28 protein-coding genes are annotated in these 24,853 nt (G+C 39.5%); 1 reads left to right on the forward strand and 27 read right to left on the reverse strand.

The window, feature by feature from the left end:
* Positions 1-69 precede the first annotated feature (69 nt).
* The 24 genes from spoIVB to HPC67_RS06555 all read right to left on the reverse strand — a co-directional run bounded on the left by spoIVB (position 70) and on the right by HPC67_RS06555 (position 19,848).
* Positions 70-1,362, reverse strand: coding sequence for a SpoIVB peptidase (gene spoIVB, locus HPC67_RS06440; protein ID WP_425514307.1), 1,293 nt, complete (start codon positions 1,360-1,362; stop codon positions 70-72).
* 164 nt (positions 1,363-1,526) lie between these two features.
* Positions 1,527-3,245: a DNA repair protein RecN gene (gene recN / locus HPC67_RS06445; protein WP_246569798.1), complete on the reverse strand. Its 1,719-nt coding sequence runs from the start codon at positions 3,243-3,245 to the stop codon at positions 1,527-1,529.
* 2 nt (positions 3,246-3,247) lie between these two features.
* Positions 3,248-4,069, reverse strand: coding sequence for a TlyA family RNA methyltransferase (locus HPC67_RS06450; protein ID WP_217586664.1), 822 nt, complete (start codon positions 4,067-4,069; stop codon positions 3,248-3,250).
* Between the two features lie 33 nt (positions 4,070-4,102).
* Positions 4,103-4,672, reverse strand: a complete 570-nt coding sequence (locus tag HPC67_RS06455; RefSeq protein ID WP_217586665.1) for a hypothetical protein — start codon at positions 4,670-4,672, stop codon at positions 4,103-4,105.
* A 679-nt stretch (positions 4,673-5,351) separates the two neighbouring features.
* Positions 5,352-6,236, reverse strand: a complete 885-nt coding sequence (locus tag HPC67_RS06460; RefSeq protein ID WP_217586666.1) for a polyprenyl synthetase family protein — start codon at positions 6,234-6,236, stop codon at positions 5,352-5,354.
* A 4-nt stretch (positions 6,237-6,240) separates the two neighbouring features.
* Entirely contained in the window at positions 6,241-6,480 is a 240-nt protein-coding gene (gene xseB, locus HPC67_RS06465; protein WP_217586667.1) for an exodeoxyribonuclease VII small subunit, read from the reverse strand.
* Positions 6,477-7,823, reverse strand: coding sequence for an exodeoxyribonuclease VII large subunit (gene xseA, locus HPC67_RS06470; RefSeq protein WP_217586668.1), 1,347 nt, complete (start codon positions 7,821-7,823; stop codon positions 6,477-6,479). Before xseA ends, xseB begins: the two co-directional genes overlap by 4 nt.
* Entirely contained in the window at positions 7,816-8,673 is an 858-nt protein-coding gene (gene folD / locus HPC67_RS06475) for a bifunctional methylenetetrahydrofolate dehydrogenase/methenyltetrahydrofolate cyclohydrolase FolD (RefSeq protein ID WP_217587064.1), read from the reverse strand. Before folD ends, xseA begins: the two co-directional genes overlap by 8 nt.
* 14 nt (positions 8,674-8,687) lie before the next feature.
* A complete protein-coding gene (gene nusB / locus HPC67_RS06480; protein ID WP_217586669.1) occupies positions 8,688-9,068 on the reverse strand; it encodes a transcription antitermination factor NusB in 381 nt (126 codons plus the stop codon).
* A gap of 191 nt (positions 9,069-9,259) precedes the next feature.
* Positions 9,260-9,661 (reverse strand): Asp23/Gls24 family envelope stress response protein, encoded by a 402-nt coding sequence (locus tag HPC67_RS06485; protein ID WP_217586670.1) that lies wholly within the window; start codon positions 9,659-9,661, stop codon positions 9,260-9,262.
* A gap of 53 nt (positions 9,662-9,714) precedes the next feature.
* The gene (gene accC / locus HPC67_RS06490) at positions 9,715-11,079 is read right to left on the reverse strand and encodes an acetyl-CoA carboxylase biotin carboxylase subunit (protein WP_217586671.1); all 1,365 of its coding nucleotides are present in this window, start codon (positions 11,077-11,079) and stop codon (positions 9,715-9,717) included.
* Positions 11,080-11,090: 11 nt separating this feature from the next.
* On the reverse strand, positions 11,091-11,606 hold the full coding sequence (gene accB, locus HPC67_RS06495) for an acetyl-CoA carboxylase biotin carboxyl carrier protein (protein ID WP_217586672.1): 516 nt from the start codon (positions 11,604-11,606) through the stop codon (positions 11,091-11,093).
* A gap of 265 nt (positions 11,607-11,871) precedes the next feature.
* Positions 11,872-12,453, reverse strand: coding sequence for a SpoIIIAH-like family protein (locus tag HPC67_RS06500; RefSeq protein ID WP_217586673.1), 582 nt, complete (start codon positions 12,451-12,453; stop codon positions 11,872-11,874).
* A 16-nt stretch (positions 12,454-12,469) separates the two neighbouring features.
* A complete protein-coding gene (spoIIIAG, locus tag HPC67_RS06505) occupies positions 12,470-13,117 on the reverse strand; it encodes a stage III sporulation protein AG (RefSeq protein WP_246569801.1) in 648 nt (215 codons plus the stop codon).
* Positions 13,114-13,737, reverse strand: a complete 624-nt coding sequence (spoIIIAF, locus tag HPC67_RS06510; RefSeq protein ID WP_217586675.1) for a stage III sporulation protein AF — start codon at positions 13,735-13,737, stop codon at positions 13,114-13,116. The genes spoIIIAG and spoIIIAF overlap by 4 nt, the downstream gene beginning before the upstream one ends.
* Positions 13,738-13,748: 11 nt before the next feature.
* The gene (gene spoIIIAE / locus HPC67_RS06515; RefSeq protein WP_343327820.1) at positions 13,749-14,924 is read right to left on the reverse strand and encodes a stage III sporulation protein AE; all 1,176 of its coding nucleotides are present in this window, start codon (positions 14,922-14,924) and stop codon (positions 13,749-13,751) included.
* A gap of 31 nt (positions 14,925-14,955) precedes the next feature.
* Complete coding sequence (spoIIIAD, locus tag HPC67_RS06520) at positions 14,956-15,348, reverse strand: stage III sporulation protein AD (RefSeq protein WP_217586676.1); 393 nt, start codon at positions 15,346-15,348, stop codon at positions 14,956-14,958.
* A 6-nt stretch (positions 15,349-15,354) separates the two neighbouring features.
* Entirely contained in the window at positions 15,355-15,561 is a 207-nt protein-coding gene (gene spoIIIAC, locus HPC67_RS06525) for a stage III sporulation protein AC (RefSeq protein ID WP_217586677.1), read from the reverse strand.
* A gap of 17 nt (positions 15,562-15,578) precedes the next feature.
* Positions 15,579-16,091, reverse strand: a complete 513-nt coding sequence (gene spoIIIAB, locus HPC67_RS06530) for a stage III sporulation protein SpoIIIAB (protein ID WP_217586678.1) — start codon at positions 16,089-16,091, stop codon at positions 15,579-15,581.
* Positions 16,018-17,016, reverse strand: a complete 999-nt coding sequence (spoIIIAA, locus tag HPC67_RS06535) for a stage III sporulation protein AA (protein WP_217586679.1) — start codon at positions 17,014-17,016, stop codon at positions 16,018-16,020. The genes spoIIIAB and spoIIIAA overlap by 74 nt, the downstream gene beginning before the upstream one ends.
* Before the next feature lie 133 nt (positions 17,017-17,149).
* Positions 17,150-17,707, reverse strand: a complete 558-nt coding sequence (gene efp, locus HPC67_RS06540) for an elongation factor P (RefSeq protein ID WP_217586680.1) — start codon at positions 17,705-17,707, stop codon at positions 17,150-17,152.
* A 26-nt stretch (positions 17,708-17,733) separates the two neighbouring features.
* Complete coding sequence (locus tag HPC67_RS06545; protein WP_217586681.1) at positions 17,734-18,801, reverse strand: M24 family metallopeptidase; 1,068 nt, start codon at positions 18,799-18,801, stop codon at positions 17,734-17,736.
* A complete protein-coding gene (gene aroQ / locus HPC67_RS06550) occupies positions 18,788-19,246 on the reverse strand; it encodes a type II 3-dehydroquinate dehydratase (RefSeq protein WP_217586682.1) in 459 nt (152 codons plus the stop codon). Before aroQ ends, HPC67_RS06545 begins: the two co-directional genes overlap by 14 nt.
* Positions 19,247-19,320: 74 nt before the next feature.
* The gene (locus HPC67_RS06555; protein WP_217586683.1) at positions 19,321-19,848 is read right to left on the reverse strand and encodes a YqhR family membrane protein; all 528 of its coding nucleotides are present in this window, start codon (positions 19,846-19,848) and stop codon (positions 19,321-19,323) included.
* A 368-nt stretch (positions 19,849-20,216) separates the two neighbouring features.
* Between HPC67_RS06555 and HPC67_RS06560 the strand changes: the two genes are divergently transcribed.
* Positions 20,217-20,597: a DUF378 domain-containing protein gene (locus tag HPC67_RS06560; protein WP_217586684.1), complete on the forward strand. Its 381-nt coding sequence runs from the start codon at positions 20,217-20,219 to the stop codon at positions 20,595-20,597.
* A 22-nt stretch (positions 20,598-20,619) separates the two neighbouring features.
* Here HPC67_RS06560 and HPC67_RS06565 read toward each other — a convergent pair whose 3' ends face one another.
* The 3 genes from HPC67_RS06565 to HPC67_RS06575 form a co-directional block, all read right to left on the reverse strand.
* A complete protein-coding gene (locus tag HPC67_RS06565) occupies positions 20,620-21,507 on the reverse strand; it encodes a patatin-like phospholipase family protein (RefSeq protein WP_217586685.1) in 888 nt (295 codons plus the stop codon).
* Positions 21,508-21,605: 98 nt separating this feature from the next.
* The gene (mntR, locus tag HPC67_RS06570; protein WP_217586686.1) at positions 21,606-22,016 is read right to left on the reverse strand and encodes a transcriptional regulator MntR; all 411 of its coding nucleotides are present in this window, start codon (positions 22,014-22,016) and stop codon (positions 21,606-21,608) included.
* A gap of 207 nt (positions 22,017-22,223) precedes the next feature.
* On the reverse strand, positions 22,224-24,779 hold the full coding sequence (locus HPC67_RS06575) for a vitamin B12-dependent ribonucleotide reductase (protein ID WP_217586687.1): 2,556 nt from the start codon (positions 24,777-24,779) through the stop codon (positions 22,224-22,226).
* Between the last annotated feature and the right edge of the window lie 74 nt (positions 24,780-24,853).

Genomic DNA, 24,853 nt, shown 5'->3' on the forward strand with positions numbered 1-24,853 from the left:
TCGACAAAAGGTACTTAAAAACTGTCCGTTCATAAAAAAACTTGCAGTGATTGAACACTGCAAGCGAATTTAACCAGCCTTTTCTTCTTCTTTATAAATATTAATTCCAGCCTCCTGCATCATCCATTCAATATGAACACCATAACCGGACGTACTATCATTAACGAAAACGTGTGTAACAGCCCCAATAACTTTACCATCTTGAATGATTGGACTTCCACTCATTCCTTGAACGATGCCACCGGTTTTATCAAGTAGTTTTTTGTCAGTTACTTGAATAATCATGCCTTTAGTCGCAGGATATTTTTGAGGGACGCTATTGATGACTTCTACATCAAATGACTCGACTTCTTCACCGTCAACGACCGTCAATATTTTCGCCGGACCCTCCTTTACTTCGTGCGACAATGCAATTGGCAACGGCTTATCTTTTATTCCATTTTTAATACCTTGATCCAAAACACCGAAGACACCAAAAGGGCTATTTTTTGTAATTGTTCCTAATGCATCATCTTTTATTGAGAATGAAGCCTGTTTTTCCCCTGGCGATCCATTTTGACCTTTCTCAATCGATGTGATCGTTGACTTTACAATTGATCCATTGTGGATTTCAATTGGCTTTTTTGTGTCCATGTCTGAAATGACGTGACCAAGTGCGCCATACTTTTTTGACCTTGGATCATAAAATGTCATTGTACCGATACCAGCTGCTGAGTCTCTAATATATAAGCCAATTTGATATGCCTGATCCTGTTTACTTTGGATAGGTTTTAATGTCGTTTCAAACGTCTCTTTACCTCTTTTAACAGTCAACTCCAATGACGATTTCTTTTCACCTGCTTTTGTTACGAGTGGCTTAACATCCTCCACCTGCTGAATGTCTTGCCCATTAATCTTTAAAATAATATCGCCAACTTTAATATTGGCATCCTCGCCTGGTGATGCGGCGCCATTATTTCCATTAACAATATGATGTCCAACAACGAGGACACCAAGTGTTTGCAAACGAACGCCAATGGATTGTCCGCCTGGTACGACTTTTAAATCATCAAGAATAGAGACATTAACTTTTTTTATTGGCAATCCAGCAAGTTTATACACAAGCTGACTTTTACCAGGTTTTTCAGCATAAAACTCTGTGTCAATTGATGAAGGGGTCATCATGTCGCTACTTGTGGCTTCAACTGTAATATTTCCCTTTATTTTGGGCACTTCTATGGGTGACTGATTGTTAAACGTTACGATCTCGTTTGGGATGGTAAGGTAATTCTGAAATGGTGTTAGAAAGGGAGCCGTAAACAGAGCCATTAGGAGCAGAATACCAATTGTTAAACGCAGTCGTCTTTTTTTAAGCACAATAATCCACTCTCCTCGATTCTAACCCATACCAATTATATTAGCGGTGTACTTCTAATTTGACCGAACTTGCCGCTTTTTAAACTGGTTAGTGAGAAGAAAAGCTGTGTAACATTTCCTTTCACAAATGAGTATGATTTATTTCGAGGAACGAGTGGATAAATTTGTAATTAATGTTGTTTTACTTTGTAAGCGATAGCGAGTTCAAGCAACTCCTTCGCGTGTTCTTTTGCCGTGTCTGTCATTTCTGCGCCTGTAATCATTCTACCTAATTCTTCAATTTTTTCTGAAGTCGAAAGCTCTTTAATAAAGGTCGTCGTTCTGTCTTTTACGACTTTTTTACCGATGTATTTATGATAATCGGCCATGGCAGCAACTTGTGGTAGGTGCGTAATACATAGCACTTGAGACCCTTGCGAAATAAAGTGGATTTTCTCAGCCATTGCTTGAGCAACACGACCGCTCACACCTGTATCCACTTCATCAAATATAAAGCTCGTCACACCTTCATGCTTGGCAAAAATCGTTTTTAATGCGAGCATAATGCGAGACATTTCGCCACCAGAAGCAATTTTATGTAACGGTTTTAAAGGCTCTCCAGGATTGGTCGACATACGAAAATGAACATCATCAAACCCATTCCGGTGCAGCTTCACATATTTAGAATGCTTATCTTCAGATGGTGTTGTGTCAAAGTCTACCTTAAAAACAGACTTCTCCATATATAGACCCTTTAATTCTGTTCTGATATCTTTCGTTAGTTCAGAAGCTGCTCTTTTTCTAATGTCATGAAGAACTTTAGCTTTTTCATACGCGTCCTCTGTTAATTGTTCAATTTGTGTGGCAAGTTCCGCATTAAAAGAGTCTTTATTTTGTATGTGTTCTATTTCTTTTCGAATGTTAGCTTCATACGCTAAAATATCATTAACGCTCGATCCATACTTGTGTTTTAGACGACTGATTTCATCCAGCCTTGCTTCTATGTCATTAAGACGTGAGGCATCATATTGAAGTGTATCAAGATGATTACGTATTTCAAAAGCCAGTTCTTCGGTTAAGTAATAGTAATTCGTTAGTTCATCCGCTTTTTGCGCCAAATAATCATCAAATTCTTTATGATCTTGAAGTGCTTGTTGTGCTTGTCCGAGCCACTCTATCGCTCGTTGTTCCCCATAAAGAGCATTATACGATTGTTCAAACGCCTGATATATTTTCTCATAATTAACGAGATACTTCCGCTCTTCAAGTAGTTCTTCATCCTCATTCGGTTGCAATTCCGCTTTCGCAATTTCACTCGATTGAAATTGAAGTAAATCTAACTTTTGTTCGAGATCTTGTTCTTTATGATTAAGCTGTCTATACTGCTGCTTTAATCGCTGAAGCTCATCGAAAATCGTCGTATAGGCTTGCTTTGCTTTGTGGATGTGTTGATCGTCGTACATATCAAGCAAGCGTAAATGATGGTCTTGATTCAAAAGCATTTGGGTTTCATGCTGACTATGAATATCGATCAGCAACTGGCCAAACTCCTTTAGGATACCAAGTGTAACCAGCTTGCCATTAATACGACATATGCTCTTACCGGCATTGGTAATGTCTCTATTGAGTACAATCATCCCATCTGTCGTATCAATGCCAAATTCCTTCCCTAGTTGATGAACAGCATGCTTTTCGTCAATGATGAACAAGCCTTCTAACTCCGCTTTTTTGGCACCATGTCTAACAAAGTCAACAGATCCTCTCGATCCAGCAAGTAATTGAACTGCATCTATGATGATTGACTTTCCGGCACCGGTTTCTCCGGTTAGAACAGTCAAGCCTTCATCAAACGAAATAGCCAGTTGTTCAATAATGGCAAAATTTCGGATTGATAATTCAGTCAACACCATTCTCACCCCTGTTTATGAAAATAACGATGTGCCTGGTCAACGATTTCTTTAATTTGATCTTGATTAATTGCTTTTGTTTCGGTATTTTGTTGCCACCTAAAATGGGCCAAAAACTCTATATTACCTGATCCACCAGTGATCTGAGAAAACGTTAAATCATTGAATTGATATCCCTCTTGAATTGCAAATTGAATAATGCGTTCAAGCACCTCAACATGAATATGTTTATCTTTTACGATACCTTTTTTACCTACTTGATCTTTTCCGGCTTCAAATTGAGGTTTAATGAGGGCTACGACATCACTTGAAGATTCTAATATTTGTTTAAGGACTGGTAAAATTAACCGTAGCGATATGAAGGACACATCAATTGTGGCAAAATTAGGCCGACATTCACCGAACATTTCCGGTGTAACATGTCTGAAATTCGTTCGCTCCATCACGACGACACGATCATCTTGACGTAAGGACCAAGCGAGCTGATTATAACCAACATCTATGGCATAGCTCATTTTTACACCGTTTTGTAGTGCGCAATCTGTAAAACCGCCTGTTGAAGACCCAACATCGACCATCACCTTTTGACGAATATCAATATCAAATGTCGCTAAGGCGGTTTCAAGCTTTAAACCGCCTCGGCCAACATATGGAATGTCTTTGCCTTTCACAGTAAGCGGTATATCAGGAGATACTTTTATACCTGGCTTGTCCATCCGTTCATGATTTGAAAAAACGAGACCTGCCATAATTAAGCGCTTTGCCTTTTCTCTTGTTTCAGTAAGTGCTCTTTGGACCATTAAAACATCTAGTCTTATTTTTGCCATAACATCGATTCCTTTATTAATTATTGCTTATATTTATTTAGGCAATAGGCGTATTTTTGTATGTCTTTCAATAAATGCGATCGTTTTACCAGCCCAAAATATAATGTCAGTGGAAGAATGAATCGCTAGCGTTTTACCAACCGCTTTCCCGCCTACCGTCACAGCAGCAACAAGACTTGTCAACAGCACATTCAGGACAATATAAATTGATCCATGAGAAGAATTGATTAAATTCGCGATTTGCAGGACGACAATTGACGATGCCGTTCCACTCACAATACCTGAAATATCACCTATTACATCGTTACAAAAGCTGGCAAACTTATCTGCGTTTCGAACGATAATAACAGATTCTCTAGCGCCTGTTACACGTTCAGCAGCCATCGCATGAAAAGGTGCTTCAGAAGCTGCCGTTGCAGCAATCCCGAGCATATCAAACCCGACACCCAAAAAAACAATGACGAACACGATAACAAGACCGATCGTCCAAAAAACGTCATTTAATATAGACGAAGAAATAACTGAAAAAACAGCCGCTAGCACAAACGTGATAACGGCAATTGTTAAACTAAACTTCATTGATTTTTTTAACGCTGATTTCATTATTTACCTCAATCATGTTTGTTATGTATAGTGAAGGAATGGTCATTCAAAAGGTTAAAACTATGGCTTAGGTCCAGTAGGTTTTCCCAGATGAATACCCCATGTTGCCATGCAGGCGGTTCCCCTTTAAACTCATCTAAGCCTCGTCACCGAAAGCTTGACTGGATTACCACTTAGTCCATACTATAATCCCTCTTAAATGTCTCAATAAAACAGTCTAGGAGATTTCCTCAACAGCCTTTAGCCGTTCCCTAGCCTCTTTTGCAGTAACGATTTCATGGAGAATAAGATGGTTAGACCGACGGCCGATCGGACTAAACATGTGAACTCCAATCCCCTCGTTACCACTCAAGGCAGGCTACGCTGCAAACAAGGTTCCCTTACCTTGTTCTACAGGTTCATACCCCATTCCATAATGTATCCTAGGCTTAGCATACACGACAGAGATGGGCCTCCGCGGTAATCGGGTCTACGCCCACATGCCTTTGTGGATCGCCCGAAAACCTTAACTCCCAGCACTGACCCAAGGCTGGGCGCCTCAAGCCAACACAAGGAACTTCATCGATGTGCCCTTTGGCGGATTTTTAGGCCCGCCTTCAGGAGCGGAGGGCTGACTAGAATACTGTACCATTCCTTTATGGATTTATTATAACATTTTTTCCATCAACTTTCTATACAATTAATGATCTCTTTTACTAAAATAATCTATAAGCTGAAAAAGATATGACTCATCAGCATTTGCATTTTGCAATGCCTCTTTCGCTAAAGCGGCATAGCGCTCTTTTTGTTGAATCGCACCATCGATCCCTAATAATTGAGGATACGTACTTTTCAGGTTACCTTCATCACTTTTAACTGGCTTTCCAATTTTATTTTCTTCTCCTATAACATCCAATATATCATCCTGCACTTGAAAAATAAGACCCATATAATGCGCATACTGGTCAAGGTGAGAAATTTGTTCATCGGTTGCCTGACCTAAATACGCCCCTGCTCTTACTGCGAATTTCAGTAGCTCACCTGTTTTCAATTTGTGGATCGTTTCTAGTGCTTCTAAATCGACATACTTACTTTCTGCAGCCATATCAAGCACTTGTCCTGCCACCATGCCATTAGGACCACTCGTTTCAGATAAGAGTTTAATGAGGTAAACTTTTTCACGATCAGAGAGCAAGTCATCTTGCGCAACGATTTCAAAGCTATACGTAAGAAGTGCATCCCCTGCCAGAATAGCTGTTGCTTCATCGAAGGCTTTATGATTTGTAGGCTTTCCTCGTCGGATGTCATCATCATCCATTGCAGGTAAATCATCATGAATGAGTGAGTACGTATGAATAAATTCTAACGCTGCAGCACTAGAATATGTCTTTTCCACATCCTTAGCATATGCCAAATAACTAGCCATTAGCAAAAGCGGTCTAATACGTTTTCCACCTGCGTTTACTGAATAACGCATTGCCTCTTTTAGTTGCGCCGTACTGTTAAGGTCTTCTAAAAAATGTATCATACGGTTTTCTACTTCTGTTTTATACGTTTTGAAAAATTGGTCAAGGGATCCAGTCATCACTTTATGCCTCCCCTTGCAAATCAAACGGCTCTGATTCACCGTATTGATTCATAATTTGTGTGACTTTTTCCTCTACTTGTGTTAATTGATCACTACACTTCTTGGATAACGCCATACCTTCCTGGTAATAGGCAATCGCTTTTTCAAGTGGAACATCACCTTCTTCAAGCTTTCCCACAATCTCCTCGAGCTTTTGCATTGCTTCTTCAAAAGATATTTCTTTTTCATTCTCATTATTCATAGCGATTCCTCCTCGACCGATTCAACTCGGCAGTTCAATCGTCCATCTGATAATTGGACGGACACCGAAGCTCCTTTTCGCATGCCATCAATTGTTCGGATAATAGCTCCCGTTTCATTATATGGAATGGCATAGCCGCGCTTCATAATTTCTAACGGATTTAATAGTAACAATTTTTCAAGCATGCTATCTAATTCAACCGTTTTTTTAGAAAGAATGTATGTGAAAGCCGTCTGATTGCGGTTCTGTATATGCTGCAATTCCTTTTTGTACGCCCTTATATAACGATCAGGATGCTGCATGAGTAATCTCGAACTTGCATAGTGTAATCGTTCTTTTTTGTGTTGGAATAAAAAAGAAACTGACCGATCAAGTCGCTCCGTCATTTTATCTAACTCTTGTTCCTTTTGTATAGCTAACTGTTCCGGATAACGAAGTGCATAAGACCGCTTATATCGCTTAAGACGATCTCTTTCATCAGCCAGCCTCATCTGAACGAACTGTGTGAATTGCCGTTGATAAGCATTTAATTTACTATGCAATTCATTTCCCGATGGGACAGCCATTTCAGCTGCGGCAGTCGGTGTTGGCGCGCGGACATCTGCAACGAAATCACTAATTGTCACATCCGTTTCATGTCCAACAGCAGAAATAACTGGAATTTTTGATTCAAAAATCGCTTCTGCTACGTTCGCCTCATTAAAACTCCATAATTCCTCTATGGAGCCTCCACCTCTTCCAACGATCAGAACGTCACATATATTTTGTTCATTTGCTTGGCGAAGAGCCGCTGCAATAGATTCAGCGGCTGCTTTCCCTTGTACAAGTACCGGATAAACAGTAGTGGATACGATCGGATACCGTCGCTTCAATGTCGTTAAAATATCTCTGATCGCTGCCCCTGTAGGAGATGTAATGATACCAATATGTTTTGGATACGGAGGTAACGGTTGTTTGTGATCATCAGAAAAATACCCGCGCTTATTTAACCGTTCTTTTAATTGCTCGAATGCAAGATGCAAAGCCCCAAGACCGTCTGGCACCATATGCTTGACATACAATTGATACTGTCCATATGACTCAAACACACTAACTTCACCACGAATCAGGACGTTTAAGCCATTTTCAGGTAAAAAGGTTAATGATTGATTTTGGCCAGCAAACATTACGCAATTTATTCTCGTCGTGTCATCTTTAATTGTAAAATACATATGACCCCGACTATGATGCTTGAAATTAGATATTTCACCTTTGAGCCATACGTCCCTAAGGTGTCTGTCGGTGTCTATCTTCCGCTTTATGTACCGCGTAAGAGCCGTAACGGTTAAATATGTGTTAGTCACCTTTGCCCAATCCTTTTGCCGCTTTTATCGTGTTTTTTAGAAGCATTGTAATTGTCATCGGCCCAACTCCCTTAGGAACTGGTGTTATGTAGGAGGCAATCTCCTTTACTTCATCAAAATCAACATCACCTGTTAACGTTCCATCGTCTAATCGATTAACACCTACATCAATAACGACAGCACCTGGTTTAACATGTTCAGCTTTTATGACATTCGCCTTACCGACAGCGGCAATTAAAATATCAGCCTTCAACGTATATTGTTGCAAATTTTCTGTTTTAGAGTGGCAATAAGTAACCGTCGCATGTTCATTGAGTAACAGCTGCCCAACTGGTTTTCCAACAATATTACTTCTTCCTATAACGACAGCATGCTTGCCCTTGATGTCAATTTGTTGCGATTTTATCAATTCAATGATTCCGTGTGGTGTACATGGTAAAAACGTATCCTGCCCCGTAATCATACGCCCCACACTAACAGGGTGAAACCCATCTACATCTTTCTCTGGTGAAATGGCTTCAATAATATGCTGCTCATCAATATGCTTAGGGAGCGGCAATTGGACAAGAATCCCGTGAACGGCATCATCATGATTTAATTGATCAATAATATCTAATAATGCCTGCTCCGAAGTTGTATCAGGTAATTCAATAACGTCAGATGAAATCCCCGTTTGCGTGCATGCTTTTTTCTTTCCCTTAACGTAAGAGTGTGACGCTGGATCTTCTCCCAAAATGACAACCGTTAAATGTGGAACAATATGTCTTTGTTTTAATTGTTCTACTTCCTGTGCCATTTCCTCTCTCATTTTCTGTGCAATATCCTTCCCACTAATAACGTGTGCAACCAGTGCTCCCATCCCCTTTATGCGATTATTTTTGATAAAACACCATTGACAAATTTTCCAGATTGATCGTCTCCGAATGTTTTTGCTAATTCGACTGCTTCATTTACAGAGACGCGTTCTGGAATGTCATCTAAAAATAATATTTCAAACACAGCAAGACGTAATATCGTTTTCTCAACCAAGGCGAGACGTTCGATGGTCCATTTCTCTAGATGTCGAGAAATCGTTTGATCGATCTCCTCCCTGTTAGAGGTCACACCATTAACAAGTGTTTGTAAAAACGGATACACATCATCTGTATCTAAAAATTGTTCAACAGCTTCATTGGGCTCAATATCATTCATATCTATTTGGAAAATGATTTGAAATGCGGTTTCTCTTGCCGTGTGACGATTCATTGCTGATTAGCTCCTTTAAATAGTCTTTTCAAATCATAACATGTTCTACTATGTATTGCTACATTCAAAATTAACGAATCGCTATCTCTATTTATAATGATTATATCGGCCTTCAAATACCTGGGTTTAAAAACACGTTGAATGTATAAAACATGGCCAAAAGGGAAATCCCCTCTGGCCAGTTTGAATGGTTACTCGATGTTTTCTTCCTCAGAATCAGTTTGTGGATCCATTTGTACACCAACAACATGTATGTTGATTTCATCAATTTCTAATGCTGTCATGTTCTTAAGGGTTTGTCTAATGTTGTTCTGAATTGATTGTGCCACTTGTGGAATTGATACGCCGAAATTGAGGACAACGTATAAATCAATCACAATGCCCGCTTCAGTGAGCTCAACTTTAACACCTTTACTATGCGATTTTTTTCCAAACCGCTCAACCACACCTGTAGCAAAATTACCCCGCATAGAAGACAAACCGTCAATTTCAGAAGCAGCTATACCAGCAATAATTTCAATGACATCTGGTGCAATTTCAACTTTACCTAATTCCGTATTGTCACTCACGTTTAAAAGAGGTTGATCACTCATTTTTCACACGCTCCTTTTTAATATACGACCTGAAACAGGAAAAAGAATCACAATTATTCCTGATCTTGTTCTTGTTGAATTGGGTATTCCTCTAGGAAATTTGTATTAAAATCACCATGTGCAAACACACCATGATCCATAATCAACCTATGGAAAGGAATGGTTGTGTGTATCCCTTCAATAACAAACTCATCTAATGCACGTCTCATTCGGTTTACGGCTTCTTCTCGTGTATCACCATAAGTGATGAGCTTTGCTACCATTGAATCATAATATGGCGGAATCTGATAACCTGGGTAAGCAGCTGAGTCGATCCTGACGCCAAGCCCTCCTGGTGGTAAATACATATTGATTTTGCCAGCCGATGGCATAAAGTTTTTGAATGGATTCTCCGCATTGATGCGACATTCAATTGCTGCGCCTTGGAACACAACGTCTTCTTGCGTGAATGAAAGCTTGTCATTATTAGCAATTTTGATTTGTTCTTTTATCAAATCAATACCCGTAACCATTTCAGTAACTGGGTGCTCAACTTGTATACGGGTGTTCATTTCCATGAAATAAAATGATTGTGTTGGCCGTTCAAAAATGAATTCGATCGTACCTGCCCCAACATAATCGACTGCCTTGGCTGCCTGGACGGCTGCCTCACCCATCTTCTCCCTAATTTCTGGTGTAATTGCAGGGGAGGGCGTTTCTTCGATGAGCTTCTGCAATCGACGCTGAATTGTACAATCCCGCTCACCCAAGTGAACGACATTACCATGCTGGTCAGCCATTACTTGAATTTCTACGTGACGAAAATCTTCAATGAATTTCTCAAGATATACACCAGGATTGCCAAAAGCTGTTGCTGCTTCATTTTGGGTCATCCGGATGCCATTGATGAGATCGGCTTCATTTCTGGCGATTCGAATACCTTTACCTCCACCGCCAGCTGTCGCTTTAATGATAACAGGATAGCCAATCTCTGCTGCGACTTTTTTCGCTTCGGCTTCGTCGGCAATTATGCCGTCTGAACCTGGAACAATTGGAACTCCTGCGTGTTTCATCGTATCACGCGCAACATCCTTTATCCCCATCTGTTGAATCGCTTCAGGTGATGGCCCGATAAATGTAACATTGCAAGCACGGCAAATTTCAGCAAAATCAACATTTTCAGCCAAGAAACCATACCCTGGATGAATGGCATCCACATCTGTTAATGTTGCGACACTCATTATATTTGTGAAATTAAGATAGCTGTCTTTGCTTGGAGCAGGACCGATGCAGTATGCCTCATCTGCTAACTGAACATGAAGTGATTCCTGATCGGCCTCAGAATAAACGGCGACCGTTTCTATGTCCAGTTCCTTGCAGGCTCGGATAATTCGGACTGCAATTTCCCCTCTGTTAGCGATTAATACTTTTTTTATCACGAGACATCCCCCTACTTTGTTTTAACCCTGAATAGTGGTTGTCCGTATTCGACCAATTCACCATTCTTAACGAGTATTTCAACAATTTCTCCATTCGTTTCTGCCTCGATTTCGTTAAACAACTTCATCGCTTCTACAATACATACAACGGTACTTTGTTCAACACGGCTTCCTACCTGAACATACGGATCACTTTCAGGTGAAGCTGCCTCATAAAATGTTCCAACCATTGGTGAAACAATTTCATAATCGTAATCAGTAGCGGAAGACTGAGCTTGCGCTGTCGTATCTCCTTGAGCTTGATCTGATTGTGATACAACTGTAGCTGGTTCTGTCGTTTGTACGTGAGGTTGTGCTTCAGCAACCGGAAGGCTTCTTTCCTCAACTTTAGAAACCTGATTCACAACTTGTTGACCGGTTGACTTTTTCATGGACACAGTGGTCCCATTTGTTTCATAAGTAAATTCATCAATGGATGACTCATCGATTAATTTAATCAATTCACGGATTTCCTGAACTTTAAGCATGTTTGGCATCCTTTCATAATCAAAATTAATAACAGGTATTAAGAACTCCTAATGACATTCTACGATATAATTAAACAAAAGTTCAACCTTGGTGTCAACAATTTCTCTTAGGACATTAATACTTATTGCTTAAAGCCATTATACCAATCTTATACGTCCATTGCGAACATCGCTTCCTTATATATTAAATTTCAATCAGCCGCTTCACACGTCAAGCACCCATAAAAAAGATGCCAAGAACGTCTTGGCATCATAGTTTTATAAATTAGCTTTCCGTTGTTTCATGATTCACTTTAACAGTAATATCACCGAATTCATCCCGAACCATTTGCATAATATTAACAACTTCCTCACGCGTTAAATCTTGTGATAAAACATGTACTTGGACTTTGTTATCCTCAGAGCGAACGAACACGTCTTGATAATCAGCTTGGGCAATAATGGATTGCTCGAGAATGGACTCTTTTGTACTCATTTCGTCTATATCATCCATCGCGTTCATCGCCTCATTTTTTTCATCAACCGTTGCTGTGCCAGATGTGACAATACCTTTAAGCCTATCTTTCTTCATGCTACGCTCGTCTTGAATTTTCATGCGAAGCATTGTAAACAATTCATCTTGATGCGTTTGTGATATATTTTCGACGTCAGCATCATCTGCACCATCGGCACCATCGGCTTCTTCCTTGTTAACATCTGATCCTGGTGCGGCTGTCTCTGAATCTGGATTATCCTCACCGAATTGTTCAAAAGCATAATCGTCTGGATCTGTCGTTATATAGTATACACTGAGCACAATCATCAAACTGAGCATTGTTAATAGCCATACGGTTTGTTTTTTTAACATGTTTGTTTCATCCCCCTTATTTTTTAGGAAGTACGGACACGCGATGTGTCGGTACATCAAGCACTCTTGAAACAGATTGAACGACCCATTGCTTTACTGAAGCATGGTCAACACCATTCGCAACTACGAGGACCCCCCTTACTTCTGGCTTTTTTGTCTGCACTAACAATGGTACCTCCTGATCACCTTTTCGAACGAGAACGGTCTGAGTATCTTCCGTACGGTCTTCAACCAGCCTTGTCCCACCATTTGTATCTTCTTCTTGAGTTGTTTGTTGACCAGTTACAAGGTTTTGTTCATAAACCTTGATGTCTGTAGAATCAAGATTCACCATTACTTTTACGTTAGACACCCCGTCTATTTCTTCTAGAAGATTTTTCAAATCGTGTTCATAACTTTTTTCAAGCTCACTAATGTTTGATGTCATCGTATTGGTATTTGTAGAATTTGATTGAGATTGCGCATCAGGTGAATCTGTGCTTGGCTTAGGATATTGCACATCATCATCAGTATCTGGTGGATCAGAAAATGCATTACCCATTATGAGAAGAAGTAAGCCTACCAAGCCTATGATCATTAAATATCCGGTTTTTTTGGACGGTTTACGCGCTTTACCTTGCTCGACTGAGTCAGATTGAAATATATTTTTGAAAAATTGCTTCAATGTGTCCCCCCTCCCCATTCGATCGCCAATCGGTCAGCTTCAACTTCCCACGTCTCCTTGAGGATATCTATTATTTCATCACGCGGCATGTCTTCAGCTTTATGAGTTTTTTTACCATCTGTATCAATGACAACTTCTTCTACCCGCTGAACCCGACCTTCTCGACGATCTGAAGACTGAACATAAACAGTTAGTATTTGTAGATTTTCTAGCGTCATGTCCTCTCCCTTCTTAAAATCATAATCAATATCAACAATTTCAAGATTCAATTGTTGATACAATGGTGGATCAGCCAGTTCTATTAATTTGGCTGTCATTTGTTCTAAAATATATGCATCTTGAGAGGCTTGTATATCTATTTTTTGAAATTCAATCCATTTTTCTGTTTCGGCCTGCTCCAGCTCATTCTCCTGTAACGCCCGATAAGACTGGCTCAAAGCACGTTCAATATCAACATTAAATAAATAAAAAACCGGCTTCAAAAAAATTAAAATGAGAATCAAACCGACAACAAGGTTAATATATTTTTTTAATGCCGTTTGTGGAATGATTAAATCAACGATCGTCGCCAATAAAATGAAGATAATAATTTGCGTTACCCATTGTATAATTGCCTCCACCATAAAGCCTCCTATCTCAGGAGCATTGTAATATTACTAGATATGACGATTATGACAATTGCTAAAAAGAACATAAACGTTACAATTAACAAGCAGGCCAAAACAAACAAAATATACTTACTGATAATGTCCATGACGGTAATAACTGGACCATTTCCCAATGGCTGCAACAAAGCAGCTGTTAATTTATAAACAAAAGCGATGGCAAAAATTTTCACAGCTGGAAATAGCGCTAGTGTAACGATTAAGATGAGACCAACAATACCAATTGCATTTTTGAGCAATAGTGATGCGCTGAGCATCGTATCTGCAGCATCTGTTAACGTTCGTCCGACAACTGGAATGAAGTTTCCTGTTACAAATTTTGCTGTTTTCATTGCGACGCCATCCTGAATCGCACTCGCTGCTCCTTGTACGGACATAACACTAATAAATATCGTCATAAACGTACCAAGAACACCAAGCGCCACATTTTTAAACAAATCGGCTAAATGTGTCACTTTATAGGTCTCACTTAGTCCGCTCACAATATGCAATAAAGCAGATAGGAATAATAACGGTAAAATAAACCTTGAGATGAGGACGCCACTCAGGTGAATCAAAAAAATAATTACCGGATTAAAAAACGCAACTGACGCAACTTGGCCAAACGTCGCCATCAACCCGAGCATAAGAGGAATTAATGCGATCATCGTGCCACTCATCGTATCAATGGCATCTTTTGCATAGGAAACGGAGAGATAAAAGCTATTCAACGCTAAGTAAATCAGCACGAGATAAACAACAAAATAAGCAATCTTACTTACTGCACGCCCCTCAAATGCATTATGCATCGTTTGCAGCAATGCAGAAAATATCGTGAGCATTAAAAGCGTTCCCATGAGCTTACCATTGAGAATGAGTTCATGAAACAAATAGTCTAGCAAACCATAAACAATGTTCTTCACTGAAAGAGACGTATCACCTTTTATGATGTCACTGATTTTTCCTTTATTTAACCCATCGATGTACGGCCCATAATCGTGGACCACTTTTTGCCAATATCGTTGTATCCCATCAAGTGATACTTCATCTACAAGATCATCTTTCTTCTCATCCATTGTTGTCTCTGCAAATGTAAGAGTTGGAAACATAAATAGGGTGCACAACAATATGACGATTACGACTAAATGCTTCATCCAATCCATATGAGCGCATGCCCCCTTGAAAGCGTCTGACCTATACAGCGGGCAAGAAACCAAGAATCGCATCAATGACAGCTGTTATAATTGGGATAGCCAGCAATAAAATAAACACTTTCCCTGCTAATTCAATTTTAGCTGCAACAGAGGCGAGTCCCGCATCTTTGGTAATATTTGCACCGAGTTCTGCGATATAGGCGATTCCAATTATTTTAAGTATCGTTCTGATATACATATTGTCAATGTTTGCCCGTTCTCCTAGTGATTGAAGCAAACTTATGATAGCCCCTAGCTGTTGAATGACGAAGAACAAAATGATGACACTTGTAATTAAAACAACGAAAAAAGCAAACGAGCCATGTAAATCTTTTAAAATTAAATATAGGACACTTGCAACGATTCCTAATGTAACGATGTGTAATATATCCATAATGAATTACCCTTGGAATAGAAACACTGACTTTATTTGCTGAAAAAGATCCGATAGACTGTTCACGACAATGAGCAATACAATAATAAACCCAACTAAAGTTGCAAATTGGGCAATCTCTTCTTTCCCCATTTGCTTTAAGATCGTATGAATGAGCGCAACGATAATGCCGATACCGGCTATTTGAAATAAGATAGATGCATCGTGTAGCATTGATGAGCTCCTTTCCCTTAAATGAGCAACAATACAATAAACAAGCCGGAAAGTACCCCCAGGCTTTTAGCCAATTTAGCATATTTATACTGATGATCACGTGCTTCTTCAAGCTCTCTTTCAAGATGTGTAATTGCAAGGTGTATATGCTTCTGCTGTTGTTCAAAATCATGCTGTCCTAGAGTTTGACCGAATTGTAATAAAATTTCACGTTCATTCTCGCTCAAACACGATTCATTTTGAAATTGCCTCACACCCTCATCCCACAATGCGGGAAAATGAACAGCTGGACGATCCAATTCTTGACTTAAAGCAGCAAAGAATGTCTTCGTTGGTTTGGGGATCTGTGTTGCAATCATTTTAAATGCCTCTTTCAAGGGCAATTGACTGTACACAATTTCAGCCTCAAGAATTTGCAAAGCGTTTTTAAGCTGCCTTATATGCTTTGGTCTTTGATTAAGGCGATTGCTGATATCGAATCCGACCAGAGTCGTTGTACCGACGAGCAGTATTGCGCCAAACCATATCATTGTCTAACCACCTCTTTTTAAGAGTGACAGGCTCTTCATGTTGATTAAGGATCGATGTAATAACACCGGGTTGGTTCTGTTTTTCCAATAAAATAAAGCGTTCAAACACACGTTCATTAAACATCTGTTTTAGGGATGGGCGTTTCTTCAAGCCATTGAGTGCATGTCCATGTATCGTACATACGACTGACACACCCGCATGTAGTGCCTCCATTAAGGCATCAACATCCTGGTCTGTTCCAATTTCATCAACAATTAAGACATCTGGTGACATTGATCGAATCATCATCATCATGCCTTCTGCTTTTGGACAAGCATCCATAATATCTGTTCTAGGACCAATATCATGCTGTGGGATACCTTTAAGAGAGCCGCCTAGCTCTGATCGCTCATCAATGACAGCGACCTTTTTTGATTCAATATCTTGCCAACCTGTTGAAATGAGCCGAGTCAAATCGCGAAGCAACGTTGTCTTACCTGTTTGAGGGGCGCCCACAATGAGTGTGTTTTTATAACTGTTATTCTCATAGATATAAGGAATAAACGGTCGGGCGCAATCTTTTTTTTCTTTAGCAATTCTAATGTTAAAAAACGTTATATGCTGGATGGCTTTCACATAACCATTTACCGTATTTACTTTGCCTGCTAAACCAACTCTATGTCCACCTTCAATGGTGACATAGCCATGCCGAAGTTCATCTTCCATACGATAAAGGGAAAATTCACTGAGTTGATTTAAGATATGAATACCATCTTGAGCGGTCGGTATGAGATGATCAATCCAGAGCATGTGAGCATCAAACACCAATTCAATCCGTTGGTTGATTCTGACTCTTATTTCCTGAAGCGTCGACCATTCATTACCGATATGCTTATCGACTGATTGTCTTATTGAATTTGGCAATAATCGCATGACTTCTTGCACAGCATGTCCCTCCTTACTTCAGGCGCTTTACAAACAAATATATGCTATGGGACGTTAAATATGACCGAAACAGCTTTTCCAAAATAAAAAAACAGTCCCTTTTTCAAGGAACTGTTTTTCGAGTTCGAGCGAATTATGATCTAGACATATATTTTCCATCACTCGTATTAACAACGATTGTATCGCCAGGATTAATGAATAAAGGAACTTGGACAACATGACCTGTTTCGAGGGTAGCTGGCTTAGAACCACCACTAACTGTATCACCTTTGAGACCAGGATCTGTTTCAACAACCTCAAGCTCAACGTTGTTCGGTAAATCAACACCGAGAATCTCACCTTCATATGTGATGACAGATACTTCCATGTTTTCTTTAACGAAATGCAATTGATGCTCAATCTGTGCTGCTGGAATTTCGATTTGTTCAAAGGTTGATGTATTCATGAAAGCATGCATATCACCAGATGCATATAGATATTGCATTTTACTATGGTCAATATGAGCTTTGCTTACTTTTTCGCCGGCCCGGAAGGTTTTTTCTTGAATGTTTCCGTTCCGAAGATTACGTAGCTTCGATCGAACGAACGCAGCGCCCTTTCCAGGCTTGACATGTTGAAATTCTATTACCTGCCAAATACTATTATCATATTCAATCGTTAAACCCGTTTTAAAATCATTTACTGAAATCATGCTGTTCTCTCCTTTAATTCTTAAGTCTATAATTGTGTAAATGCTTTAGATGATGTTGATAATTTGACGCATCCGGTTTCTGTTATGACAACATCATCCTCTATGCGACAGCCACCTACGCCAGGTACATAAATGCCTGGTTCCACTGTCACAACCATTCCCGATTCAAGCTTTCTTTCGGTTTTAAAGGACAAACCAGGGGCTTCATGAACCTCCATACCTAAACCGTGCCCTGTAGAGTGACCAAAATAGTCGCCATATCCTTGCTCAGTGATATAGTCCCTCGTTAGCGCGTCAGCTTCCTTCCCAGTCATTCCAGGCTGAAGCCCATTGACACCTCTTAATTGTGCTTCAAGTACGATATCATAGATGTTACGTAATTGTTCGCTAACGTCTCCAACAGCTACCGTTCTTGTAATATCAGAACAGTATCCTTTATAATATGCACCAAAATCAAGCGTTACAAGCTCACCAGATTGAATGACTTTTTCAGAAGCAACCCCATGAGGCAGGGCTGAACGTTCACCTGAGGCAACGATAATATCAAAACTTGATGACGTTGCACCTTGTTTGCGCATGAAAAACTCCAGCTCATTAGATACATCAATTTCCTTGACGCCAGCTTTTATGAACCCTTTAATATGTTCAAATGCTGCATCAGCAATGTTTGCAGCTTCTTGCATGATCGCAAGCTCTTCATCTGTCTTAATCACACGCAGCTGTTCCACCAACCCTGTTGTTGGCTTTAGCTGTGCAGACAGCATCGTGTTATATCGTTCATATTGCGCATATGTTACATGATCTTTTTCAAAACCGAGTTGCTTAATGCCCAACGCTTCAAGCTGCTGATTAATCTCTTCTTCCATGGCACGTTTGTGTTCGATAACGGTATAACCTTTTGCTTGAGCAGTTGCTTGCTCCGTATACCTGAAATCTGTCAAAAACAATGCTGCATCATGGGTAATGATTGCAGCACCTGCAGTACCAGTGAACCCGGTCATATATTGCCTGTTTACAGAACTTGTAATTAATAATGCATCTAATTGATCTTTTTTCAAGAGCTGTCTCAGTTTGTCCAATTTAAGTGTTGACATCATTCTCTCCCTTTCTATTCAAATCTATAAGCGCTAGGACTGCTAACCGATAACCCGTTATGCCAAGACCAGTAATTTGACCTTCACAAACCGGGGCAATCATTGACGTGTGCCGGAACGTCTCTCGTGCATAAACATTAGACATATGTACTTCAATAACAGGAACCTGTATGGCTTTAATCGCATCACGAATTGCAATGCTCGTATGGGTATAAGCAGCAGGGTTGAAGACAATACCAACATATTTTCCTGAAGCAGCATGAATTTGATCGATCAGCTCCCCTTCATGATTAGATTGGAAGCAATCCATCGTATACCCTTTTTTAACACTGAATTGATGCAATTCGTTTTCAAGGTCTTCCAATGAATATGCACCATAAATATCTTTTTCACGTGTCCCAAGCAAGTTCATATTAGGTCCATTCAACAACAACAAACGGTTCAAGATACTCAGTCCTCCAACAAATATGGCTTTTTTTAGTTTATCATACATATTGTGTTTTGAATAACAAAAAATGTTCACCTTGATGAGGATTGCTGCTTTTCTTGAACTTGCTTTAAAACGGTATCATGATAATCATACGAAATAGAATACCCAACAAAAGCACCGTATAAGCTATATAGACAAATGGTAGAAATAATTGAATGTCTGTCCATATCTGTGACCGGAGGAATGTTTGTAAACACTGGATTGAGTACATAGAATACGATTCCCCACAAAATGACGCCATATAAAACGCCGATCCAAAGGACATTAATTTTTTTTAATAAACTATAATAAATGAATGCGGCTAATACAGACGTCACACCCGCCATAAGAACGGATACAACATCCCCGAGCCATGTACTCGTCCATTCGTCCGTTAACCACGACCGAAGAAAAAAAGAACGTGGAGCCGTTTCAGTGAAATTGAAATAATAAAATAAAACGCCAAAAGCACTCCATAATATGCCGCCAATAAAACCCGTAAGAAGTGACCGAGACAAAAGTGACATCGCCCCTTCATGTTTATTCTGCTCTAATTTATTCGCTTTTGTTATCGCCATGTTAAACACTCCTATATTAGGTTATCGTTATGTATTTCGCTCTGCTTCGTTTCCATAGTGGAGGCTTTCTCAGAAGAGAAAAATGACATCATAAAATAGTGTTCTTATTTTGGCTTCACATTATGCAATCATCTTCTCAATACATTCATTATAAAATCTTGCATTTCCACCTTGATCACTAAAAGGTATTCTATTATCATGCTCTGTAACGTTGAAAAACAAACTATTCCCATGCCCAATCTTATAATTCATGTTAAAATATATTAAGATCTGTGTATATTATCCGGGTTTTTATGACAATATGAATATAGAGATTGTATTAGCGGTTCGATAAATGATTGATATTACTTCGGGAAAGGGGTAGCAGAATGAAGCGTCGAGGAATAAGTATCTTGATCTATGGAATTATTGGCCTAGCAGCCATTGGATTAGTATCACAACTATTTGGTAATACCGCTGCTTTTCTCTCTCAAATTGTGTTCATGGTCGGTATGGCCGCGCTGTTTTTGCTTGTCTTTTATTTTATATTCGTGAGAAAACGTCCCCCTTCAGATGAGGCTAAAAAATACAAACAAGCTGTAAAACAATCTAAAATAAAATATCGTCAAGGGCAACAAATGACTGACGACACATCGGGGCGTCGAAACGCCTCAGGCGCAAAGCAAAAAAAGCCCACAAAAAGACGGGCCAGTCATTTGAGAGTAATTGATGGCAATAAATCAAAACGAAAAAAACGAGTCTCAAACTAATGAGCTCGTTTTTTGTTCACCATTATCTCGGCCAAAAGTCGAGAAATTGATCCGTTCGGGCATAGCCTTCTTGAATTAACCGCCGCTTTGTTTGATCATCTATCGCTAAATCAGTCGCTTCTATATGTTCGACAGGAATTGTAATAATGTTATTAATTTGTGATTGATCAATATACCGGGCATCATGTGCTTCTTTCATCGTACTAAAAAAAGCACGTAACATACTTAATGCGTTCGAAATCTGGCGATGATGTACGTCATCTTCCTCTTCAAGTTGTACGCCTAAAATAGGTCGTTTCAATCTTAATGGATCATTGCCGAAAATCCATACAGGAAAATTACTCAGCAATCCGCCATCTACAATGATGCTCTCGCAATTGCTTTTTCCCTTTAGTCGCTTTGGCATAAAAAAATAAGGGAAGCCTGCACTCATACGAATTCCTGTCGCAACAGAAAATTGATCGGGATGAATCCCATAAGTAGATTCTAAATCATCAGGGATGACAATTAATTTTCCTAATGACAAATCACTTACAACCATTTTTAAATGCTCTGGTTGGATATCCTTAAAGGTGTAAATATGTTTGTCTGCTAAACGGTTGTATAGCCATCGTTCTAGCTCATCACCTCGATAAAATCCCATTTTCCAATAAAGAAACCCCCATTTACTTAACGGAATAAATTTCGTTAATGGGGGTGGATCGAGAAAACGTTTAAGGTCTAAATTCAGGACAATGTCTTTAATTTCGCTTATCTCATAGTTTGCTGCAATAAGTCCTGCAACGATAGCACCTGCCGATGTACCAGCTGCTCTTACAATTTGAAGATCTTGTTCTTCCATCCGTTCAAGTGCACCTAAAAAAGCATATGCTTTAACGCCTCCACCGGAAAACACCGCATCAATACGCACACAGCATGCCTCCTACCCTTTAATACTATATGCATAAGCAAGGAGGTTAGTCGTTAGAACACTAAAGAGGATCCCATCTTGGTGATACTCTATAGACTTTAATCTTGATGAAGATCTCGAAGCTTTTGAACCCGTGATTGATCCTGTTGAAAATATTGCACAAGATCGCCAATACGATCAATTGAATCCCAACTTAAGTGATGCTCAATACCTTCAACATCATTATAAATATTTTCATCTTTAACGCCAATAATTTCAAGAAATTGTTCTAGTAAATCATGACGAAATACAAGCCTCTCGCCAATTTTATTGCCTTTTTCTGTTAAGACAAATCCTCTGTACTTTTCATAGTCCAAATAGTGATCCTTATCTAACTTTTGAACCATTTTTGTTACAGACGATGGGTGAACATCGAGTGATTCTGCAATATCTGAAACCCTTGCATACCCCTTCGTGTCAATTAAATTATATATAATTTCGATATAGTCTTCCATACTTGGTGTTGGCAAAATATCCCCCTCATTTCAACGTAATTTTTAGTCTACGCAAAAATGTTTCAGTTTTAATGATACCGTAGACCATTTAATTAAACAAGTCATTCGTCAAAAGACAACAAAGAACCAGCATTGTACATGATGACATAGCTGATTGGTCAATTAAATAGTTCAACCAATACAAGCATATCATTAATGGAATGCTGGTCCCATAATGTTTTTTTATAATCCGCACTTAAGCTGAGCACCACATGTAGTGCATGTATTACAGCCACCTAAATCTTCAATTTGCCCGTCTCGACAAACTGGGCACGTGTCACCAACCTCAGAACCAATCGTTACATTCGTCCGCTCAAGTTCTTGTATCGTATCCATTAATACGACGTGAGGCTTGTTTTCAGAAAGCTCGTCCATGATATCAAGTTGTTCGTTTTCTTCTGCCTTAAGCGTTAATACTTGTGAATCTCGGCTACCGTCTACATAAACAGTTCCGCCCTTAGCGCCACCATTATACAAGCGTTGATACACTTTTTCGACCTGTTTAACTGTGTAACCACGTGGTGCGTTAACTGTTTTTGAGATTGAACTATCTACCCAACGTTGAATGGTGCACTGTGTATCTGCGTGTGCTTCTGGCGATAATTCCATTGCTGAGACGAACCACTCAGGCAAGTGGTCTGATTGAGCATCTGGATGTGCTTTGAGATACTCTTGTACAATTTCTGCTTTCACTTCTATAAATTTGCCTAAGCGGCCACTTCTAAAATATGAAAACGAAAAATACGGTTCTAGACCCGTACTAACACCGACCATTGTACCCGTACTACCTGTTGGTGCCACTGTTAGCAGATGTGAATTACGAATGCCATATGTTAATATGTCCTGCCTAATATCTTCAGGCATTTGCTTCATATAGCCCGTATTTATAAAGTTTTGTCGCAATTCTTTTGTTTGTTCATTTGTTTTACCAACAAGGAAAGGAAAACTACCTTTCTCTTTTGCCAATTCAATTGACGTCCGATATGCCGTTAAAGCAATCGTTTCAAAAATACGATCGATTAATTCGTGACCTTCTTTTGAACCGTAAGTTGTTTCACAATATATTAACAAATCATGCAAGCCCATAACGCCTAAGCCAATGCGTCGTTCACCAAGTGCTTGCTTTTTATTTTCCTCAAGGAAATATGGTGTTGCATCGATGACATTGTCCTGCATTCGAACACCAATTTCAACGGTTTTCTCCAATTTCTCATAATTTACAGTTTTTGTTTGTTTATCAGCCATTGCAGCTAAATTAACCGCAGCTAAATTACAAACGGAATAAGGTGCTAACGGCTGCTCGCCACAAGGGTTTGTAGCAACGACTTGTTGACCGTATGCCGTGGCATTTGTCTTTTCATTCGCATTGTCGATAAAAAAGATACCAGGCTCAGCAGAGTAGGTTGCACAAATGTTAATTAAATTCCAGAGCTCTCGGGCTTTAATAGTACGATACGTCCGAACGCCATAACCCATTTCTTCCCATTTGCGCACATCTCCAACTTCATGCCAATGCGCATTATAGTCGTCCATTTCTTCTTTTGTATAGTGTTCAACATCAGGGAAACGCAGCTCATGTACAGCATCTGCTTCTACTGCAGCCATAAAATCATTTGTTAAACAAACAGAGATGTTTGCACCTGTTAAAAACTCCGAATTATGAACAGAATATGTGCCACCTGTTTTTAATTTTTCTTCTGCTTCTTTTATAACAGCTTGCGTAAAGACGCCTGTACCAGGAATATGCTTGTAATTGACGATTCCTTGATAAAGATCCGTTTCAGTTTCTGTGAGCGGTGTAAACTTTAATTTTTCATGAGCGTAGCGTTTAATTTGCTCATCATTTGTGTTCTCTATTAAATAACGTAAAATACGTGGATTTTGCATTTTAGAAATAATGAATTCAATAATATCAGGATGCGAATCGACGAGCATAATCATTTGTGCGCCACGTCTACTTCCGCCTTGTTCTACTAAATGTGTTAACTTAGCAATATCATCTAACCAAGATACAGAGCCTGAAGACTTGCCATTAACACCTCTTGCTAACGTGTTTCGAGGTCTTAGTGTAGAACCGTTCGTTCCTACGCCGCCCCCTCTTGACATAATTTCCATTACTTGCTTACGATGCTCGGAAATCCCCTCACGAGAATCTTTAATGTAAGGCATCACATAACAGTTAAAATATGTCACATCTGTATTGGAACCCGCGCCATACAACACACGCCCAGCAGGAACAAAGTTTAATTGTGCCAATTCCTCTGTAAAACGCGCTTGCCAAATGCCTCTTGCTTCCTCAGTTGTTTCTACCGAAGCTAATCCGGTCGCATTGCGTTTTGCAATTTGCTCGTAATAGATCTCGAGTGGTTTGTCGATTACATCGAAGGGTCGACTAATTACCCCCATATCATGGTCACCCGCATCAAGCATAGACTGAAATTCCTCATCAACCTGAATCAAGGCCTGTTTATTTGCCCAATCGATCGACTGAACAAATCCATAACCTCGGGCAGGAAACTTCGGGTCATCTTTAACTGTAAGAACGACAAAATCACCTTTTTTTAACGTCTTCTTTTCTGTATCTTTAAATGCGTAACGATCTAGCATAACGAGACGTGAAACACCCGAATGTGATAAAGTCATATCTGATGTAATTGGATGTACTTGTGGAAAAAAAGCAATATCCTCGTTTAAAGCATCAATATTAATTTTATGTGTATCTTTTACTCCAACCGACATTTGTTAACACTCCCCATAATACGATGAATAGTTCACCGACGTACAATATATAGTATTTAATTTCAAATTACAAT

It is taken from the genome of Lentibacillus saliphilus (genome assembly GCF_019093865.1).
GTDB classification, from domain to species: Bacteria; Bacillota; Bacilli; order Bacillales; family Amphibacillaceae; genus Lentibacillus_B; species Lentibacillus_B saliphilus.

Excerpts from the sequence above, each read along its gene's own strand:
- HPC67_RS06560 (WP_217586684.1), top strand. The coding sequence starts at position 20,217 with ATGAAGCGTCGAGGAATAAGTATCTTGATCTATGGAATTATTGGCCTA.
- HPC67_RS06455 (WP_217586665.1), bottom strand. The coding sequence starts at position 4,672 with ATGAAATCAGCGTTAAAAAAATCAATGAAGTTTAGTTTAACAATTGCC.
- HPC67_RS06555 (WP_217586683.1), bottom strand. The coding sequence starts at position 19,848 with ATGGCGATAACAAAAGCGAATAAATTAGAGCAGAATAAACATGAAGGG.
- HPC67_RS06460 (WP_217586666.1), bottom strand. The coding sequence starts at position 6,236 with ATGACTGGATCCCTTGACCAATTTTTCAAAACGTATAAAACAGAAGTA.
- HPC67_RS06485 (WP_217586670.1), bottom strand. The coding sequence starts at position 9,661 with ATGAGTGATCAACCTCTTTTAAACGTGAGTGACAATACGGAATTAGGT.
- spoIIIAD (WP_217586676.1), bottom strand. The coding sequence starts at position 15,348 with ATGGATATATTACACATCGTTACATTAGGAATCGTTGCAAGTGTCCTA.
- spoIIIAE (WP_343327820.1), bottom strand. The coding sequence starts at position 14,924 with ATGGATTGGATGAAGCATTTAGTCGTAATCGTCATATTGTTGTGCACC.
- xseB (WP_217586667.1), bottom strand. The coding sequence starts at position 6,480 with ATGAATAATGAGAATGAAAAAGAAATATCTTTTGAAGAAGCAATGCAA.
- spoIIIAC (WP_217586677.1), bottom strand. The coding sequence starts at position 15,561 with ATGCTACACGATGCATCTATCTTATTTCAAATAGCCGGTATCGGCATT.
- efp (WP_217586680.1), bottom strand. The coding sequence starts at position 17,707 with ATGATTTCAGTAAATGATTTTAAAACGGGTTTAACGATTGAATATGAT.
- HPC67_RS06500 (WP_217586673.1), bottom strand. The coding sequence starts at position 12,453 with ATGTTAAAAAAACAAACCGTATGGCTATTAACAATGCTCAGTTTGATG.
- HPC67_RS06575 (WP_217586687.1), bottom strand. The coding sequence starts at position 24,779 with ATGTCGGTTGGAGTAAAAGATACACATAAAATTAATATTGATGCTTTA.
- accB (WP_217586672.1), bottom strand. The coding sequence starts at position 11,606 with ATGCTTAAAGTTCAGGAAATCCGTGAATTGATTAAATTAATCGATGAG.
- recN (WP_246569798.1), bottom strand. The coding sequence starts at position 3,245 with ATGGTGTTGACTGAATTATCAATCCGAAATTTTGCCATTATTGAACAA.
- spoIIIAB (WP_217586678.1), bottom strand. The coding sequence starts at position 16,091 with ATGATATGGTTTGGCGCAATACTGCTCGTCGGTACAACGACTCTGGTC.
- HPC67_RS06450 (WP_217586664.1), bottom strand. The coding sequence starts at position 4,069 with ATGGCAAAAATAAGACTAGATGTTTTAATGGTCCAAAGAGCACTTACT.
- nusB (WP_217586669.1), bottom strand. The coding sequence starts at position 9,068 with ATGAATCGTCACACGGCAAGAGAAACCGCATTTCAAATCATTTTCCAA.
- HPC67_RS06545 (WP_217586681.1), bottom strand. The coding sequence starts at position 18,801 with ATGTCAACACTTAAATTGGACAAACTGAGACAGCTCTTGAAAAAAGAT.